This is a genomic window from Mucilaginibacter sp. P4_D1 (genome assembly GCF_056401935.1).
Genome location: NZ_JBFUIJ010000006.1, coordinates 74,033 through 91,824, shown reverse-complemented (window position 1 = coordinate 91,824; position 17,792 = coordinate 74,033). Strand labels below are relative to the sequence as shown.

Genomic DNA, 17,792 nt, shown 5'->3' with positions numbered 1-17,792 from the left:
TGCTTACTAACTTATAAGCTCGGGCGGCCGGGCACTAACCGAAATTAATGGTGGATTTATCTTGATGAAAATAACCCCGCGAGGCTTTTTAACCGCCGATACACCGGGCGTAAACCTATAGGCTATTATCGGGTGATTATATTTATTATCCACCCCGGTTCTTTTGCCCGACGATTCGTGCGCTTTTTTGCTCACCGGGATATCGCTCAGTTGCCTGGCATAAATCACATTCTGGCTTAGCAGTTTGGTGGTTTGGTAATTGGGTATACATTGCACAAATACGGTATCGCGCGTTACTTTAAGTTTCACATAGTTATAAGCAACACCCTCCAGTTGAATTTGCCCCGATACCCTGATGTATGATTTCCAATTGCTGATACCAGGCAGGTGCTGCGGAATTTTTATTTCGATGAGGTTTGCGGTATCATACCTGCCTTTGCTTATCTGTTCGCTGGCAAACTTATCCGAGCGATAAACCAGGTATTGGCTCAGCAGCATGTATCCCCCTAAATTAAAAAGGTGGGCAATGAGTAATACGATGGCAAACGCTCTTTTCAAGAATGATTCTAAATAAGGGCAATGCTAAGCATAATTTTTTTGATTTATAGGTTTAATTTGAAAATATTCATGTTGCTCCGCATCTGGCTCCATTAAAGTTTGCAGGCAACCGTTCTGCTGCGTAGCTTCCTTGCCGCGAAATTCGGTTGTTTGAAAGTGATAGCGCCTATTGTTTCTTAAAACCTAATTATATACTTTTGTAAACGCCTGGTTTTCATAGCATAACCTCAGATGCTGTTTTTGAGAAATTTATTTTGGGTGTTGTTATACTTAAAATAGAAAATTCAGGTTACTTTTATACGGCCAATTTTATAAACACAAAATATATGATAATCAAAAATGTTTACTTTTTGCTGGTCACCTTTTTGGTGATTGGATCTACTTCATGCAAGAAGCCTTCTTCCGGAGATAATTCCGGGAACGTTCCCGGAGATACCACGACGGTGGTTACAGGTGGTAAAGCGTTGCCCTCGGGCGCTGTTGACGGGGTTACTTACATCAACTCGGGCAAGTCGGTTATTTTAAATTTGTACGCGCCATCAAAAACATCGGTAAGCGTTATAGGCGATTTCAATAACTGGACGGCCGATGCCAAGTATGCCATGAACCATACGCCCGATGGCAAAAACTGGTGGATACAGATTGATAACCTTGATGCCAATACTGAATATGCCTACCAGTACCTGATTGACGGCACACTTAAGATAGCCGATCCGTACACCCAAAAAGTATTGGACCCTGCCAATGACAGCTATATAGAGGCAACTACCTATCCTGGTTTAAAAGCTTACCCAAGCGGCAAAACAACCGGAAATGTAAGCGTGCTGCAGGCAAACCAGCCTGCTTATAGCTGGAAGGTACCAACCTTTGTACGCCCTGAGAAAAAGAACCTGGTGATATATGAACTGCTTGTGCGCGATTTTGTTACCAATCACAATTATCAAACCTTAAAAGATTCATTAAACTACCTGCAAAAACTTGGTGTAAATGCCATTGAGCTGATGCCTATAAATGAATTTGAAGGCAACCTTTCATGGGGATATAACCCTTCATTTTACTTTGCGCCCGATAAATATTATGGCACTAAGAATGCTTTAAAAGCATTTATCGACGAATGCCACTCCAGGGGGATTGCGGTTATTCAGGATATGGTGTTAAATCATTCGTTCGGTCAGTCGCCAATGGTGCAAATGTATTTTAATACCGCCGCGGGCAAGCCGGCGGCAAATAACCCCTGGTACAATGTTGATCCTACGCACCCGTACAATGTAGGCTACCAGTTTAACCACGAAAGCGCTGCTACCAAATACTTTGTAAAAAATGTGCTCAAATTCTGGATGCAGGAGTATAAGATAGATGGTTTCCGGTTTGATCTTTCCAAGGGCTTCACGCAGGTAAATTATGGTACCAGCGATGCCGCGGTAGGTCCCTGGGGGCAGTATGATGCCAGCCGCGTTGCCATCTGGAAGGATTACAACAATTACATCAAAAGTATCGACAATAATAACTTTTATGTAATACTGGAGCATTTTGCAGCCAACCAGGAAGAAAAAGAACTATCCGGCGAGGGCATGATGCTTTGGAACAACCTGAATTATGCAGCCAACCAGGCTACCATGGGCTACATTACCGGCTGGGATTTTAAAGGGATATTTTACGATCAGCATACCTTTACCCTGCCATACCAACTGGTGGGTTATTTTGAAAGCCATGACGAGGAGCGCCTGATGTTTAAAAATGAAAGCTACGGAAACGCATCGGGTGGTTATAATGTCAAGGATATTACAACCGGCCTGAAACGCGAAGAAATGGCGGCGGCATTCCTGTTCTCGGTACCGGGCCCTAAAATGTTATGGCAGTTTGGCGAGTTGGGTTACGATAAATCTATCGACCTGAACGGCCGCACAGGTAATAAACCTATTTTGTGGAACTATTTTGCAGATGCGCAGCGGGTGCAGCTATATAAAGTTTATTCGGCAATGATTAACCTGCATAAAAAGAACGCGGTATTTGCATCAACAAATTATGTGTACGATTTATCAGGTTATATTAAAAGCATCCAGTTAAAAGATGCCAGCGCCAATGTGGAAGTAGTAGGAAACTTTGATGTGGTAACGCAAACTGCCAACATTACCTTCCCGTCGACCGGTACTTATACCGATGCATTAACGGGGGCAACACTAAATGTTACCTCGGCAACCATGTCGGTAACACTTGCGCCAGGCGAGTATCATGTGTACAGCAGCGCCGCTTTAACACACTAATAACAGGCTAACATGCTAATAATAAAGGCCCCGCGGTAACCCCGGGGCCTTTGTTATTTAAAGTTTTTTTATGTGGTAAAACTTTAATTGCCTTATTTATAACAGATTGTTAATTATTTAACTGTACATTCGCCTAATTAAATAAAAATATAATGCAAGGAACAGTAAAATTTTTCAATGAAAGCAAAGGATTCGGATTTATCGTACCAACAAATGGTGGTGCCGAAGTTTTTGTACATGCCTCAGGCCTTATCGACACTATCCGTGAAAACGATAGCGTTACCTACGATGTAGAACAAGGTAAAAAAGGCTTAAATGCGGTAAATGTAAAAGTAGGTTAATAAATAAACTATTATTATAATCGTACAAGCATCTGTTCTTAAAGGGCAGATGCTTTTTTTGTGGGGTAAAGTTTTGTATCAAAAAAAAGCTGTCATGCTGAGGAACGAAGCATCTATTCGCGAACTGTGCCAGACCAATATTGCACGGCGTGCAGATGCTTCGTTCCTCAGCATGACAGGAGGGGGAATTGTGGCACAAAAAAACGCGAATAATTTTCATCATCCGCGTTTCTTATAATCTGTAAGATCGTTTCTTAGTTCAAATACGATTGTAAAAGATTTGATTTTGAGTTGTGGCGTAAACGCATCAACGCTTTATCTTTTAACTGGCGTACACGCTCGCGGGTAAGGTTAAATTTCTCGCCAATTTCTTCTAACGAATGGGCAGCATAACCACCTAAACCAAAGAAAAGGATAATAACCTCACGGTCGCGTTCGGCAAGGATACCTAATGAGCGCTTGATCTCTTGTGACAATGAATCCATCATCAGTTCGGTATCGGTTGCTGCATCGGTGCTTTGCAAAACATCAAGCAAGGTATTTTCTTCGCCCTGTATAAACGGAGCGTCCATAGATACCTGGCGGCCTGCATTGCTTAATGAATCGGCAATTTTATCAACAGATATTTCAAGATCCTCGGCCAGTTCTTCTGGGGTTGGTTGTCTTTCAAATTCCTGCTCTAATTTTGAAGCTGCTTTATGAATTTTGCTTAATGAACCAATTTGGTTCAAAGGTAAACGCACAATACGTGACTGCTCGGCAACGGCAGATAATATAGACTGGCGAATCCACCATACTGCGTATGAAATGAATTTAAAGCCTTTTGTTTCGTCAAAACGTTTAGCCGCTTTAATTAAACCTAAGTTACCTTCGTTAATTAAATCGCCAAGGGTTAAACCCTGATTTTGGTATTGCTTTGCCACAGATACCACAAAACGAAGGTTTGTTTTTGTCAAACGCTCTAATGCGGCCTGGTCGCCCTCACGGATCTTTTGCGCCAGGATCACTTCTTCCTGGGCAGATATTAAATCTACTTTACCTATCTCGTGAAGGTATTTTTCAAGTGATTGAGATTCACGATTGGTAATGGATTGGGATATTTTGAGTTGTCTCATTTTATTGAATAGATTTATTTCAGCTAATTATATGTCCGATAAGAATTTACACGGTTGGTTTAACCTGCTTTACAAAAAATATGATCATTTAACGGTGCTCCTAATTTTTTTCTGAACCCGGGATACTGATGATGCAGGGGTTGACTTTTTGATACTATTGCAGTAGGATGCGCGGTGTTTACCGTATTGAAATATGTTGCAGTTACCGGTAAGTGTTTAATCAAACGTGATCTCTCTTTAATGGATGCACAAAGATACGCATTCAATTGCTATTATTGTGTCAAAAATACATCTATTTTATTTGTTATAAATGAGGCACATATCGTGCCGTTTTTATAATTGTCAGTAGCCCGTTTTTTCATCGGTATTTTCTGTTTTTTTGTCATCTTTTTTGTCTTTATCGTGGTTTTTGTTCCACTTGATTTTTATTTTGCCATCATCGCCATCGGCGGCCAAAATGTGCAATACTATTCCCTTCATACGCTTTTTATTACGTTCGGTTGCGTCAATTATTGCCGTATCGCCTTTTGGGTTACGTAAAGGTATATCCAACGCTATATTTGTGCCCCTTGATAAGGAGTAAACGCCGGCTACATTCATGTTAATGGCGCTTGAATTAATTTGCATCGGGCTTATTTTTATTTTATCGCCATCAACATCAAACTTCATATTAAGCGTTTGAAAGCGGATATTCTTTAAATCCCTGAACGGAAAAGCGAATTTACCTACGCTTGTAATGGGTTTAAAGTTTAGCAATGCACCCTCTTTTAAATCAACAGTTGTTAAGCCCTTTAAACTGCCGGGTACAATATTGCCGGCACCGTTAATTTTGCCCGTAAGGTGGGCCTGAGCCGATAAAAAACCACTTAGGTTTTTAGATGTAAAACTATCCATCCCAAAATTATTAAACGCAGCAAAAAAGGCGCTGGTATTTACGTTATCAACTTTAGTATTTACGGTAAAATCATTCAGCTTGCCGCTTTGTACAAAGTTGCCGTTTAGCTTTAGTGAACCACCTGCATGTTTAACGCTTACATTGTTAACCCTGATGCTGTTATCGGCCATTAAAAAGTCGGCAGTGGCATCGGTGGCCAAAAAGTTTTTGTAGTATACCTTATCAACCTTTAAATGAATTTCGGCCTTGCCTTTCTGAAAAGCGGTACTTAAAGCGTCATTAATATTGGTTTTTTTGCCTTTGGTTTTCACCTCTTCAACGGGTTGGGTACTATTTAAAAAACCCAGGAACTCGGCCAAGTGCAATTGCGGGCTATGTACCTGCCACTTTAATATTATTTTTTCGGGCGCTGTATAGTACAGGTTTAAAAAGTTATTTACCCGGCCATCCATATAAACAATGCTGCGACCCGATTGCATGCGAATGTTGTTCAGTAATAAATCGTTACCGGCAAATTTGATGGTGATTGCGCTGTTTTTAAAATTAAGGTCGCGCGGTACGTAACTTACATCGGCGTTTTTGATGTTGATAGTGCCACCAAGCTGAGGTTTCGAGATTCTGTAATTTACCAGGTCGGCTTTGTAAGCAAGCTTAACGTCGGCATAACCTTTGGTAAAACGCAGGTCGTCATCGCCAATGGCGCCGTTAAGTTTGGCAATATCAAAACTCGATTTAAATATTCCCGTTGCCACCGGGGTATTCAGGTTGTTGATGAAAGCGGTATCGATAGTAAACGGCACTTTTTTATAGGTACCATTAAAATGGTAGAGTTTGATAACGGAGTTTGCATCATTATAGCCTTTGCCATTAATATAGTTATTTGAAAACACACCATTAAAAGTGCAGTTTTCAATTTTTACACCAGGGGTGGTAACCACGTTATCCATCACTTTGGCGGTAACAAATATTGATGGGTCGCCACCACCGCCAAACGCTCCGGCAATATCGCAGGTTACGGCTATCGGTTCTTCAATGTTGAACATCCTGAGGCTTTTGGTAATGTTTGGCGACAATAGATTTGATGCGTTTACCCACAAAATTTTATCGTTCACAATGTTCAATACAAAATTAACATTGGGTTTGCCCAGGTCAAACTTGCCGCCTATGGTAAACGCTTCGCCGCCGATATTCAAAACTTTAGGGGCTACAGTAATTAGTTTTGATGGCTCATTATAAGTGATGTCAAAATCGCCATCGAGCAATTTCTCTTTCATGAAGCTGCCTTGCCTGGTATTAAAGGAAAAACTTTTAACCATCGTTTTTAGGCTAATATTGGCATGCCAGCCGGTTGATGGCCATTGCATGCGTCCATCAACGTCCTGTACTTCAAACTTAAAAAGCTTATAAGCCTTGCGGTCATCAACAGTAAAGTTTACATTGCTTAGCCCAAAGCGTTTGAGCTGGGTAGATGGGCTGGTGTTTTTCTCAACCTTAACAGAATCTTTTGGCTTGCTTTTAAAAACGGAGGTGTTGCTATAACCACTGCTATCGGTAAACAGGTCAATTGCGGCATCGCTGATATCTATTTTGTTAATCTCCACGCTGCCATGCAGTAATGCGGCAGCATTTACCGATACATCAAAGTTTTTGGCCTCCAGCAGGGTATGATGATGAACCGGCCATTGCTTATCTTTTATAACCACATCCTTAAGGCTTACCGAAACACCAGGAAAGCCCTTGAAAAATGTGGGATCGAGTTTGGCTATGGTAATTGTGCCGTTTAGGTTTTTATTCAATTCGGCCGTCATCATTTTCAGCACTTTCTCTTTATTGAAAATGATATACATAGAAATACCCGCAAAGGCGATGATTACAACACCTATTAACGCCACGAATATTCTCGATATTATTTTAATCCACTTAGGCATTGCTAACTATTTTATCTAAAAAGCACTGATGTGATTAATTGTTTGATAGCTACAGATTTAAACAGTAAAGTTGTTACAATTGGAGTCTGTGGTCTGGCTTCTGTGTTCTGGGGGGGGGGACTGAGGTCTGAAGTACTCGAAGGTAAAAGCCCGGTTCACACTATAGGCTACTCACCTCAGATCTCACACCACACACCACAGATATCACAATTACCTGTTGCGCTCACTTAGCCAGTGAAACTGCCGTTCCGCCAGCTGGAAGTGGCGGTTTGTCCGTTTCAGTACTACATACAGGCTATCGTTACGCAATTTGCCCCATAACTTTATGGTTGTGCTATCCGGCTGTTCATACCTGAAACTAGCCATCCATAGGCTGTCACCGGCCAGTTTTTTTATTTTGAAAATATGTTTAGCCTCATCGGTTGTATAGGCAAAATACCCCCGTTTATAGCGCTGCCTGAAAGCGGTGTCGGCGGTTTTGATACTGCCTGCGCCATTTTCCAAAATCAAGTCGTGCCATCGTAAAGTATCTGCAACAGACAAGGGGATGTCTTTTTTATTTACCGAGTAAATGGCAACTTCATACATCCCATTTTTGAGATATTGCTTAGCTGGCGCTGCATTTGTTTCCTGGTAGTATTGCCAGTTGTTTATAATTTCCATAAACACTGCCAGTATTATAAATACGCATTTGACTACAATGCGGCCAATGCGCATCCATTTTTGGGTATATTTAAAATGATAAGTTTCGGCAATAGGCGCGGGCTTATTGAGTACAAAAAAATAATAGAGCCGGCTGGCTTCGTTAGCCAGTAAAAACAAACTTACAAAAGTAAGCTCGATAGCAAATAGCTTAACGGGGATATCATAACTCAGGTTAAGCATCATTACATTGGCAAATACGCCTGCCGCCATAAATATGCCGAGTGTAGCCGTACGACGGTTAATCAGCAGCAGGCCTACCAATGTTTCCATAATGCCCGAAAATACCTGGTAGGTTTTGGAGTAACCAATAAACATCCACGATAAACGCATGGGCAATAAATCGCCTAACGGGGTGGCCAGCTGATGCAGGTTAGGAAAGGGCATTTGCAAAGCATATATTTTAAGTATGCCATAACTGAAGGCAAAAAAGGCGAGGTAATAACGGGCTGCCAGGCAAAGCCAGTAGTTAAGGTGGGTGTAGCTGGTCCGCTTACGGTCAAGTACCGACCATAGCAGGCAGCCAATGAGCGCTACAGACAACATTGCCCACAGTTGCGCCCAGGCCCATGATGTATCGCCGCTGCCGTTTGGATGCACCAATACTTCGCGAACATGAAAAAATAGCTTGTTGGATGTGTTTACAGCCCAATCAACAAAGGAATAGTAAAAAGACAATAATTTATCGACTCCGGGGATTTCGCCCAGCCAGGCCAGCGGGGCTATTTGCAACGTAAGGTAAATAAAAAAAAATCGGAAGGCTATCAGCCTCCATATTGGCCATGGTGCATTGGTTTGGGTAGGTGTCATTTACAGGCAATAAGGTTGATGTTGTACTAAATCAAAAGCAAAAACCAATATAAGTTATTTCGTTGGTATTTGCATTTAATTGCAGATAAAGTGCTGGTTTTGAATTATTTTTAATCGCCTGTATCGCTGCGGGTGGTGCAACCGTATTAATAATAAAACTAACCATGAAATTGCTTGCTATCATCTTTTGTTTAGGGTTGCTATTTGCATCCTGTAAAAAGAATAACGAAACCCCGTATCGAAGCGATGGGGTTTTAACAGGCTATGACCTCCGTATGTGCCCTTCGCTTTTATGTGGCGGCCTGCTCATTACCATTAAAAACGACACTGCAAAAAATCCACCTTCCTATTATCATATCAACTCCTCGCTGGCCCAATTGGGGATTAATGAAAATACCCGATTCCCAATAAACGTTAATTTAAATTACAAAAAGGATACAGGCATTCTTGCCACATACAATTATATTATAGTCACTAAAATTAGGGTGGTGAAATAATTGCGGTAAGCCAAAAATCATGGCCTGTCCCAGTAGGTATACGTAACAGAATCGCGTAATTATACGCGCCAATATTAGTACCGGCACTCATTATAAAAAAGCTGTTTATGGCCAATTTTACTGCAGCAAAGCATTAAAATTAAAGTGATGATTTACCAGGCAGTAAAACTTTTGGCCCAGCAATTAAACAATAACCTGAAAACAGAAACCGGCGATGGCGGCATGCCCGATGATTTTGTTCAGCTGCGCAACGTTGCGCATTTAACGGGCGAAGAAATTAACAGGCTAAACAACGTGCTTATTACCCTGGTAATTGCATCTGAAGATAATCCTGTAAAGCACTTTCCGGATAATACACACAATATTGGCCGGGTGGCATCCCGCCATCTGAGCCTTTATGTGCTGATATCGTCGTGCGTTTACCATTCGTACGATCAGTCGTTATTAAATCTTTCGCACATCATAAACTTTTTTGACAGCAACAACGTCTTTACCTGGCCTGCTAAGCCCGGCACGGAAACTGGTACAGAGAGGTTTAGGCTCACTGTCGAAAATTACTCGCCCGGTTTTGAAGAAACCAGTAACCTGTGGACTACCATGGGCGGCAGGCAGTTTCCGCATATGGTATACCGTGTACGAATGGCAGAGCTCCCGAGACAAAACCCTATGGAAAGACGCGGCATTATTAAACAGTTTGAGGCACGCGAGCGGATGAGCTGAAGAAAGTATTTTTAATCAAGATTTGCTTTTTACCATTTGTTAAGTGGATAGACCGCCATCGTGCCGAATTTTGTACCATCAAAATTAAAAAACGATGAACAGTCAATCATTAGTAAATAGAAGAGTAATATTATTGGGGGCCAGCAGCGGCCTGGGCCTGGCAACAGCCGTAGCGGCGGCAGCCGAGGGTGCCAAAGTGGTTATAGTATCCAGTAACCAGGCGCGCGTTGATAAAGCATTGGAGCAGCTACCGCCGGGCAGCGAAGGTTATGCTGTAGATTTAAGTATAGAAGAAAACATTAAAGCCTTTTTTGAAAAAGTGGGCCGGTTTGATCACCTCGTATATACTGCCGGCGAAAACCTTAACCTCAGCAATATCAGTAATACAGTTGTTAATGAAGCCATAGGTTTTTTTAACCTCCGTTTCTGGAGTGCGTTTGCCGCTGTGAAGTATGGCGCGCCTTACATTAACGAAGGTGGCTCTGTATCGCTTACCAGCGGCACTGCCAGTCAAAGACCTGGCGCGGGCTGGTCGGTTGCATCGGCTATTTGTGGTGCCATGGAGGGCTTTGTAAGGGCCATGGCTGTCGAGCTGGCGCCTATCCGTGTAAATTGCGTGGTGCCCGGTGTTATTAAAACCAACCTTTGGGATTCCATGACCGACGAGCAGCGCGGTGGTATGTATCAATACCTGCAAAATAGCCTGCTACTGAAAAGAGTAGGGGAGGCAGACGATGTAGCCTTAGGCTTTATTTACCTGATGAAACAACAATACGGAACAGGCCGGAGCCTGGTAATTGACGGGGGGACGGTACTGGTGTAAGGTAGCTGTATTAATATCTTGTTTCCCTGGATACCGGTATTTAAGCCTGCAAAATTTAACAACTTTTATATTTTGCAGGCTTACAATAACACTGATAATTATTGCTTAAATTAAGGCAATATTTCTTTTAGCATGTCCAGCCTTTTTACGAGCCTTATTTTTATTTGCCTGCTGACTTACGCCTGCTCAAACGCTCAAAAAAAGCCAGCCAGTACGCAGCCGGTTAGGATTGTTTCTTTAAAAAATGAGCAATCAAAAGATAAAACGGGTAACGTAAAACCTCCGAAGCCCGTTTGGGGTTACCGTTTTGTAATCACCGGCGATTTTGATGGAGATGACAAAAAAGACACCCTTACCGAACATTTTGTTAGCCGCATAGACCATAAAGAAACCAATAAGTTTTATGAGAATGTAGATTATGATGGTATGGTTGAGTCGGTTATCAGGAAGAAACCAATATCAGTCTTAATGTGTAATAACAAGAATATAAGTAAATTACAATTTGCATCGAAAGATAATTTTGGATTGACTTTCTTAAAAAATGAAGGCGATTTAAATGGCGACGGCACCGATGAGATATCTTTTGTAATAGACAATGCTGATTGGTCGAGCCTAAACTCATATACTATAATGACTTTCAAAGGTCATAAATGGCAGCAGCTGTATTCGTTCCCGATTTGGGGGTGGCAATTGCCGCCATTGCCAACAACAGTAAGTCAATATGGTTTATTTGGGCTGGATAAGAAAGTCAATATAAAAAACGATACCCTCAACCGGAGGATAGAACACGAGCTAAAAGCGTTTAGCGGACTTGTACAAAAAGTAGCCAATAATAAAATCAGAATAAAATTCCGTGATGATATCGATTTTACGAGAGGCAACAAACTGGTAACCTTAAAGCATTTAAATAAACGGCGATAGGGATGTTTATAAGATACAATTGTTAAATGTGATCCTTTGAGAGAGGAATTGTTGTGTCGTCGCAGGGTACATTCTTCAAAATTTAAGTTGTAAGGTGTAATCCGTAAATTATGCAATTACTACCTTGCATGCAGGAATTTTAGGCATGAAAAACATCTTCGATAATTTTATTCAAAAAAACGGTTTCGTTGTACTTGATGGAGCAATGGCAACTGAGCTGGAAGCAAGGGGCGCTAACCTTAATCATAGTTTATGGTCGGCAAAGTTGCTGAGCGAAAATCCGGAACTGATTAAGCAGGTGCACTATGACTATTTAGTGGCCGGCGCCGATGTTATAACAACAGCCAGCTACCAGGCCAGCTTTGAAGGTTTTGCAAAACACGGATATACCGACGACGAAGCCTTTGCCCTGATGCAACTAAGTGTACAGTTGGCTTTCGATGCGCGTGACGAGTTTATGAAGGCGTTCCCCGGACGCGAAAAGCCTGTTGTAGCGGCCTCTGTTGGTCCTTATGGGGCTTCATTGGCCGATGGATCTGAGTACAGGGGCAATTATGGGGTAAGTATCAAGGATCTGAAAACATTCCACCGCCGCCGGATGCAGGTGCTGATTGAAACCGGGGCGGATGTACTGGCCTGCGAAACCATCCCTTGCATAGATGAGGCCGTCGCTTTGAAGGAATTACTGGCGGAATTTCCCGGTGTACAAGCCTGGATAAGTTTTAGCTGTAAAGATGCAACTCAGCTGAGCAGCGGCGAAGATTTTGCCGAAGCTGTAAAACTATTAAATCAATCGGCACAGGTTGTGGCTGTTGGGGTTAATTGTACGGCCCCGCAGCACATCGCATCGCTGGTAAAAATAGCGGCCGAAAATACAGATAGGTACATCCTGGTTTATCCCAATAAAGGCGAGGTTTGGGATGCGGCAAATAAATGCTGGCTACCGGCCAATGCCGGTGATAGCCATTTTTATGATGGTGCAAAAAGCTGGTATTTAGCGGGCGCCAAAATTATTGGCGGCTGTTGCAGAACAACGCCCGAAGATATCAGGCAATTGCAGCAGTTGGGCTAAGTCAAAAGTCAAAAAGGGGCTTGGTTTTATATCGGAATGATCGTTTCGATATAAAACAATCGGGCCTGTTGTTTTATTATACTTGGGTGGACAACGATAATTTATTTTACGCAGGTATAAGTGGTTTACAAATTCCCATACCCAAGCGCGATTTTCCGGCAAAATTTCAACATTTAAGCCGGTTAGGTTTTTACGCAACGTTGTTCAATTCTATCGAGATTAATAGCTCGTTTTATAAATTGCCCATAGGTAAAACCGTTGCCAAATGGGCTGCCGAGGTGCCGGATAATTTCAGGTTTACTTATAAATTATGGCGGGAGATAACACACAATAAAAACCTGGCTTTTAAACCAGAGGATGTTGAGCGCTTTATGCAAGCTATAAACAACGCCTCCAATAAAAAAGGCTGCCTGCTGGTGCAGTTTCCGGCCAGTATACAGGTGAGCAACTTGCACGCATTTGAGCAACTGATTAGCATTATTCGCCTGAATGACCCGGGTAATAAATGGGCAGTAGCGGTTGAGTTTAGGCACCGGAGCTGGTACCATGATGATGTTTATGAGCTACTAAGGCAATATAATATGGGCATGGTACTGCATGATATGCCTGCATCAGCCAGCCCGTTAATTGCGGTTAACGATGATATAGTTTATCTGCGGTTCCATGGGCCCGATGGCGGATACCGTGGCAGCTATGCCGATGACTTTTTATTTGAGTATGCGCAATACATAAAAGAATGGGAGGCAGAGGGTAAAACAGTTTACGCGTATTTTAACAATACCATGGGCGATGCTTTAAACAACCTGCAATTACTGAATAAGTATGCCCACTGAGACAGAAGGGCTCTTAGGTAAATTTACTTTTATATAAGGTGTAACCTTGATTGCATAACACGGGTCATATCCGGCAAACCGTTATTATGAAGCCTAAACCGCAATTATTTATTCAGCTTACCTTTAAAAATCTGCTGGTATTTGTATTTTTTTTCTTTGCGATGCATGAACTGCATGAGCAGGCTCATATTATTACAGGCAGGCTTATTTGTGGTTGCTGGGGCAAAAGAGATTTTAACGTTTGGGATGTATGCTCCAACTGCCTGGAGCAACATCCGGCAGCTATACTCGCTACTTTTGCTGGTCCGGTTTTTACATTTATAATGCTTTGGCTCGGCCGGTACATGGTAAAGTTTGGTCAATCAGCACAACATCAGTCGTTAGGATTGGTGCTGATTTTAGGAAATATGCAGTTTGGGCGCATGTACATGGCCGCTGTGGGTTCTGGAGATGAGCAGTGGGGGCTTCGTCAGGTATTTTTAAACCACGACCATTCCAATGCCTTGCTGATAAAGATAATTGGGTTTTTAGCTGTTTCGGTTATTTGTTTACCACCACTTATAACTGCAGGCAAAGCCATCGCCAATAAACGAAAGTTATTGGTTTTCATAAGCTTCCTTATTGCACCGCTGATTTTGGATACCGTGGTTATATTGATACTGCTAAACAGAATCCTCCAGAAAGGAGTATTAAACATGGTATTGATGCCTGGTACGCCTTTACTAATTACACTGTGGTTTGTTTTTTGCCTTGCGGTGGTGGCTGCAAATTTTAAAGTAATTGCGCATTTTGCTTTGAAAAGCAGCTAATTTAACATCAGGCAATACTTTTAAAATGTTCTGCATACTCCATTAACAGGGTTTAGGGTTGATGGGCGGCAATGGCTTTAATCCATTGCTATATAAATATATAGGTTAGTATAAATATAGGATGATGTAGCATTTGCGTTAACCTTCACGTATAGTCATATTATCCAATACTTACTAAACCATGATAAAATACCTTTACCCTATCAGTCTTTTAGCTTTAATAGTTATAGGCTTATCAGCCTGCGGCAAAAACGACAACCAAAACGTTGGTGTTACAGGCAAGTGGCAGCTGCTTAGCGATTCATCTTCATTGGCCGGTGGAGGCCCCTTTAAAGGCGGTGGTAGTAAATACATTGGCGAAGCTGCAGATACTTATGAATTTACAGCAAATGGCCGGCTGGTTGCCCATGTAAAAAGCCTGGTAGATTCGGCTACCTATAATTTTCGTGGCGACGGTAAAGTGGTAATTGATTATTCTGTTGTGCATGCCGGGAGTGCTACTATTCGCGGTTCCGAAACCATTTATGATGTTACCCGTCCCGATAGTCATACCGCTATTTTAAGCGCCGGCGGCCTGACCCCCGAAGGCTGGTATGACAGGATCATTACACTTAAAAAGTGACGATTAACCGTTAATCTGATTGACGCGGTTATACTTTATTTTTTTGCTTTTTCCAGGTTTCGCTTTACCAGGAATTTCGTGATCCTGCCTATCAGATCCAATGGCATAGGTTGATCAATGGGAAACTGAACAGACCCTTTTGCACCTTTGTATTTGGCAAGGTCATCTTTAAACTCGTCTATCCCCGCTGGCGTTGGGTAAAGCCCAATGTGGCTTTTATAACCTGCAAAGTAAATTAGGTTACCATGCAAAGTAAAGGCAGGCATGGCATAACTTATTTTTTCTTCCGCTTCCGGGGCCGCCTGCCTGATGGTAGCGCGTACCTGTTGTAATATTTGTTGAACATCCTCAGGAAAGTCTGAAATATAATCGTCGATAGAGGCTGGTTTGGTTGTTGTCATAACATTGGTTTTAAGTATTTGGTTGCCAGGGTCATAAATAGATAGAGCGCCTAAATATACAAAACCTATATTACGCGCGCTAAGTGATATAGGTTTTGTGTAACAATTTTTTGTATCGCAGGATAGAGAATAAATAGAAAGGTACGGCGGTCCAAGGGGGCAGTTTAAATGGGTTATGGTAAAAATAATGGCCTTTATTACAGTGTGTTGGATGCTTTTTAAAAACTATTTTTAAAAAATAATTTCCAAACACAAAAAAAAAGCTACATTTGCACTCCCCAAAAGGAGGTATCATAGCTCAGTCGGTAGAGCAAAGGACTGAAAATCCTTGTGTCGCTGGTTCGATCCCAGCTGATACCACAAACAAAAAAGGTCATTTTCAAATTGGAAATGGCCTTTTTTAATAAAAAAGCCTATATTTGGCTAATTCTTCTATGGTAACCCGATCAGGTGTCTTTGCAATTCAGCAAAAAAGTTTGTCGAACTGGGTCTAAAAAAATTGATAAATAATTGATAATGGAATTTATCGGTTTTTAAGGTGGGTGTTTCGGAGATATGTTACACCCTATTCCGTGGCAAAACTGACCACCTGTTTGCTGGCAAAGAAATGCAGCTCATGCTTTAGTAGCATAAACAAAGATAATTATTTACCAATTTCCATTTAGCCTGGCGCTGCTCCAGCTACAACCTCTTTATTTTTTTCGAAGCTTAATACTTGGGTAAGTTACCTGATATGTCCATTCGGTTATGGCCGTTCAGCGCTTTAATAGCGGCATTCCAGAGCGATTTTACATACATGATGGGGCTCCCGGTCAACTTGTTCCTCCGGAAACGGTATCTGGCATTAAACAGAACAGCCGGTATCTAAAGCATAAAACAAAAAAGGGGGTGGTCACTTTGGTCCGGAATACCCTGGTTACTTTAAATCGGAATCAGGTGGTCAGTTTGAGCGGAATCTCCATATAATGCTTAGAATCAAATTTACCCAAAAAATCTAAAATTCATTCTGATATCACTTAGCCGGGGCATATATCGACTGACTTTCGAGTCTTGGAGGTGGCGTAATGCATTTTACAACATATTAATTGTCGAGGTTTGCAAATGTACTTTTGTTCACCTTCTTTAAGTAAACATCATGAGTGCAAATTTTAGTTACTTTACTATTTGAAAAAGCCAAGGAGTTATAAATAAATCAGGCCCGATGCTGGTTTGTTTAAGGATCACGGTCAACGGAAAACCATCAGAATGTGCCGTTGAAAGAGAAATTGAATCTTCCGAATGGGGTAACGAGCGCAAAAAAGCCAAAGGGTTTTAACCAGCAAGCCTGGCAATTAAACAGTCACCTGATTAGTGTTTCAACCAAGGTGAAAAACGTCCACACCCGATGATCGACACCGCACATCAATTACGTCAGGATAGCTGCAACCTGGGTTAAAAAACACACTGGTCAAAAAGCGCGACACCTATATCCGTTTTATCCGCGCACAGGAAGAAAAGTTGCTCATCCCGAGAAAAGCAGAAGTTGACCGGATGATCAGATCGCAGTTAAAGATTGTTGATCGTTTTAATGAACATTCATGGATCGCCTTTATCCTGTACGGCGAGCAAAAACAGGCGGCTATCACAGCCATGCACAATCACCGCACAACCCGCCATGCGGTTCCCGAATGCAAAGGGATTTTTCTTTCAGCCGGAGCGGGAGTTTTATGTTAAATTTAAAACCAACTTTTCAAAAGCTTAATACCATGCTGTAACATATATTTTAAGATAAAACTAAATCCTTGGTATTGATTGTTTTTTTTGGGAGATTTGTAAAAGGTTAATTAATAAATAATATATAATTAATCTTCTGCAAGATACGCATGACCAATTTTACTAAGTTTGATGAGGAGCAATTGATTAGTCTGATGCAACAAGATTCTCTTGGCGCATTTAAGGAGATTTATCAACGTTACTGGAAAGCATTATATGCAGAAGCATACAAACGTTTGAAGGACAAGGAGGCTTCGGAAGAAATTGTGCAGGAATTGTTTACTGCTTTTTGGCATAAGCGGCATGCGTTAAATATCCATCAAACCATAGGGGGATACCTTTATAAAAGCGTTGGCTACCGCGTAATTGATCATTTTCGGAAAGAACTTACCCGGCAAACACACCAGGAATCTTTCAAGCTTGGTTACACCGAGGCCGACCATTCTACCGAACAAGCCATCATGCTTAAAGATCTGCAACTGAATATAACCCATGTGGTAAACCAGTTACCAGATAAATGCAGGTCTGTTTACGAGTTGAGCAGGGTTAGCCATAAAACCAACAAAGAAATTGCCACCGAGCTTGGCATATCAGAAAAAACCGTCGAAAATCACTTGACAAAAGCCCTTAACAAACTTCGCCTTAGTCTTAATAACTACCTTCTCCTGCTGATAGTTCTTCTGCTAAAATAATTTTGGTTCTGTAATCCAGGTATTTTTAATTTGTTCA

At 41.7% G+C, this 17,792-nt stretch carries 17 protein-coding genes and 1 tRNA gene; 13 read left to right on the top strand and 5 right to left on the bottom strand.

The window, feature by feature from the left end; translation table 11 throughout:
• Positions 1-6: 6 nt before the first annotated feature.
• Entirely contained in the window at positions 7-558 is a 552-nt protein-coding gene (locus AC1DV1_RS08220) for a hypothetical protein (RefSeq protein WP_477357398.1), read from the bottom strand.
• 326 nt (positions 559-884) lie between these two features.
• Between AC1DV1_RS08220 and AC1DV1_RS08215 the strand changes: the two genes are divergently transcribed.
• Both AC1DV1_RS08215 and AC1DV1_RS08210 read left to right on the top strand, forming a co-directional pair.
• Positions 885-2,822 (top strand): alpha-amylase family glycosyl hydrolase, encoded by a 1,938-nt coding sequence (locus tag AC1DV1_RS08215; protein ID WP_477357396.1) that lies wholly within the window; start codon positions 885-887, stop codon positions 2,820-2,822.
• 149 nt (positions 2,823-2,971) lie between these two features.
• A complete protein-coding gene (locus AC1DV1_RS08210; RefSeq protein WP_090652398.1) occupies positions 2,972-3,163 on the top strand; it encodes a cold-shock protein in 192 nt (63 codons plus the stop codon).
• Between the two features lie 254 nt (positions 3,164-3,417).
• Here AC1DV1_RS08210 and AC1DV1_RS08205 read toward each other — a convergent pair whose 3' ends face one another.
• From AC1DV1_RS08205 to AC1DV1_RS08195, 3 genes are all read right to left on the bottom strand, one after another.
• Positions 3,418-4,278, bottom strand: a complete 861-nt coding sequence (locus AC1DV1_RS08205; RefSeq protein WP_090652399.1) for a sigma-70 family RNA polymerase sigma factor — start codon at positions 4,276-4,278, stop codon at positions 3,418-3,420.
• Between the two features lie 342 nt (positions 4,279-4,620).
• Positions 4,621-7,101 carry an AsmA family protein gene (locus AC1DV1_RS08200; RefSeq protein ID WP_477357394.1) on the bottom strand — a complete coding sequence of 827 codons (2,481 nt, stop codon included), beginning with the start codon at positions 7,099-7,101 and terminating at the stop codon, positions 4,621-4,623.
• A 210-nt stretch (positions 7,102-7,311) separates the two neighbouring features.
• Entirely contained in the window at positions 7,312-8,613 is a 1,302-nt protein-coding gene (locus AC1DV1_RS08195) for a hypothetical protein (protein ID WP_477357392.1), read from the bottom strand.
• 164 nt (positions 8,614-8,777) lie between these two features.
• Between AC1DV1_RS08195 and AC1DV1_RS08190 the strand changes: the two genes are divergently transcribed.
• The 8 genes from AC1DV1_RS08190 (at position 8,778) to AC1DV1_RS08155 (ending at position 14,910) form a co-directional block, all read left to right on the top strand.
• Positions 8,778-9,110, top strand: coding sequence for a hypothetical protein (locus AC1DV1_RS08190; protein ID WP_477357390.1), 333 nt, complete (start codon positions 8,778-8,780; stop codon positions 9,108-9,110).
• Between the two features lie 147 nt (positions 9,111-9,257).
• Complete coding sequence (locus AC1DV1_RS08185) at positions 9,258-9,830, top strand: Pvc16 family protein (RefSeq protein ID WP_477357388.1); 573 nt, start codon at positions 9,258-9,260, stop codon at positions 9,828-9,830.
• A gap of 94 nt (positions 9,831-9,924) precedes the next feature.
• On the top strand, positions 9,925-10,653 hold the full coding sequence (locus AC1DV1_RS08180) for an SDR family oxidoreductase (RefSeq protein ID WP_477357386.1): 729 nt from the start codon (positions 9,925-9,927) through the stop codon (positions 10,651-10,653).
• Between the two features lie 132 nt (positions 10,654-10,785).
• Positions 10,786-11,574, top strand: coding sequence for a hypothetical protein (locus AC1DV1_RS08175; protein WP_477357384.1), 789 nt, complete (start codon positions 10,786-10,788; stop codon positions 11,572-11,574).
• Between the two features lie 145 nt (positions 11,575-11,719).
• Positions 11,720-12,646 carry a homocysteine S-methyltransferase gene (gene mmuM / locus AC1DV1_RS08170; protein ID WP_477357382.1) on the top strand — a complete coding sequence of 309 codons (927 nt, stop codon included), beginning with the start codon at positions 11,720-11,722 and terminating at the stop codon, positions 12,644-12,646.
• Between the two features lie 86 nt (positions 12,647-12,732).
• Complete coding sequence (locus AC1DV1_RS08165) at positions 12,733-13,479, top strand: DUF72 domain-containing protein (protein WP_477357380.1); 747 nt, start codon at positions 12,733-12,735, stop codon at positions 13,477-13,479.
• An 86-nt stretch (positions 13,480-13,565) separates the two neighbouring features.
• Positions 13,566-14,288 (top strand): hypothetical protein, encoded by a 723-nt coding sequence (locus AC1DV1_RS08160; RefSeq protein ID WP_477357378.1) that lies wholly within the window; start codon positions 13,566-13,568, stop codon positions 14,286-14,288.
• 181 nt (positions 14,289-14,469) lie between these two features.
• Positions 14,470-14,910, top strand: coding sequence for a hypothetical protein (locus AC1DV1_RS08155; protein ID WP_477357376.1), 441 nt, complete (start codon positions 14,470-14,472; stop codon positions 14,908-14,910).
• A 35-nt stretch (positions 14,911-14,945) separates the two neighbouring features.
• Here AC1DV1_RS08155 and AC1DV1_RS08150 read toward each other — a convergent pair whose 3' ends face one another.
• The gene (locus AC1DV1_RS08150) at positions 14,946-15,311 is read right to left on the bottom strand and encodes an iron chaperone (protein WP_477357374.1); all 366 of its coding nucleotides are present in this window, start codon (positions 15,309-15,311) and stop codon (positions 14,946-14,948) included.
• 287 nt (positions 15,312-15,598) lie between these two features.
• Here AC1DV1_RS08150 and AC1DV1_RS08145 point away from each other — a divergent pair.
• The 3 genes from AC1DV1_RS08145 (at position 15,599) to AC1DV1_RS08135 (ending at position 17,755) form a co-directional block, all read left to right on the top strand.
• A tRNA-Phe gene (locus AC1DV1_RS08145) sits at positions 15,599-15,671 on the top strand.
• An 823-nt stretch (positions 15,672-16,494) separates the two neighbouring features.
• A complete protein-coding gene (locus AC1DV1_RS08140; RefSeq protein ID WP_477357649.1) occupies positions 16,495-16,626 on the top strand; it encodes a hypothetical protein in 132 nt (43 codons plus the stop codon).
• 547 nt (positions 16,627-17,173) lie between these two features.
• The gene (locus tag AC1DV1_RS08135; RefSeq protein WP_477357372.1) at positions 17,174-17,755 is read left to right on the top strand and encodes an RNA polymerase sigma-70 factor; all 582 of its coding nucleotides are present in this window, start codon (positions 17,174-17,176) and stop codon (positions 17,753-17,755) included.
• Positions 17,756-17,792: the final 37 nt, after the last annotated feature.

What these genes read in the sequence shown, in the direction of transcription:
- AC1DV1_RS08215 (WP_477357396.1), top strand. Translation starts at nt 885, where the DNA reads ATGATAATCAAAAATGTTTACTTTTTGCTGGTCACCTTTTTGGTGATT.
- AC1DV1_RS08205 (WP_090652399.1), bottom strand. Translation starts at nt 4,278, where the DNA reads ATGAGACAACTCAAAATATCCCAATCCATTACCAATCGTGAATCTCAA.
- AC1DV1_RS08200 (WP_477357394.1), bottom strand. Translation starts at nt 7,101, where the DNA reads ATGCCTAAGTGGATTAAAATAATATCGAGAATATTCGTGGCGTTAATA.
- AC1DV1_RS08195 (WP_477357392.1), bottom strand. Translation starts at nt 8,613, where the DNA reads ATGACACCTACCCAAACCAATGCACCATGGCCAATATGGAGGCTGATA.
- AC1DV1_RS08190 (WP_477357390.1), top strand. Translation starts at nt 8,778, where the DNA reads ATGAAATTGCTTGCTATCATCTTTTGTTTAGGGTTGCTATTTGCATCC.
- AC1DV1_RS08185 (WP_477357388.1), top strand. Translation starts at nt 9,258, where the DNA reads ATGATTTACCAGGCAGTAAAACTTTTGGCCCAGCAATTAAACAATAAC.
- AC1DV1_RS08180 (WP_477357386.1), top strand. Translation starts at nt 9,925, where the DNA reads ATGAACAGTCAATCATTAGTAAATAGAAGAGTAATATTATTGGGGGCC.
- AC1DV1_RS08175 (WP_477357384.1), top strand. Translation starts at nt 10,786, where the DNA reads ATGTCCAGCCTTTTTACGAGCCTTATTTTTATTTGCCTGCTGACTTAC.
- mmuM (WP_477357382.1), top strand. Translation starts at nt 11,720, where the DNA reads ATGAAAAACATCTTCGATAATTTTATTCAAAAAAACGGTTTCGTTGTA.
- AC1DV1_RS08160 (WP_477357378.1), top strand. Translation starts at nt 13,566, where the DNA reads ATGAAGCCTAAACCGCAATTATTTATTCAGCTTACCTTTAAAAATCTG.
- AC1DV1_RS08155 (WP_477357376.1), top strand. Translation starts at nt 14,470, where the DNA reads ATGATAAAATACCTTTACCCTATCAGTCTTTTAGCTTTAATAGTTATA.
- AC1DV1_RS08150 (WP_477357374.1), bottom strand. Translation starts at nt 15,311, where the DNA reads ATGACAACAACCAAACCAGCCTCTATCGACGATTATATTTCAGACTTT.
- AC1DV1_RS08135 (WP_477357372.1), top strand. Translation starts at nt 17,174, where the DNA reads ATGACCAATTTTACTAAGTTTGATGAGGAGCAATTGATTAGTCTGATG.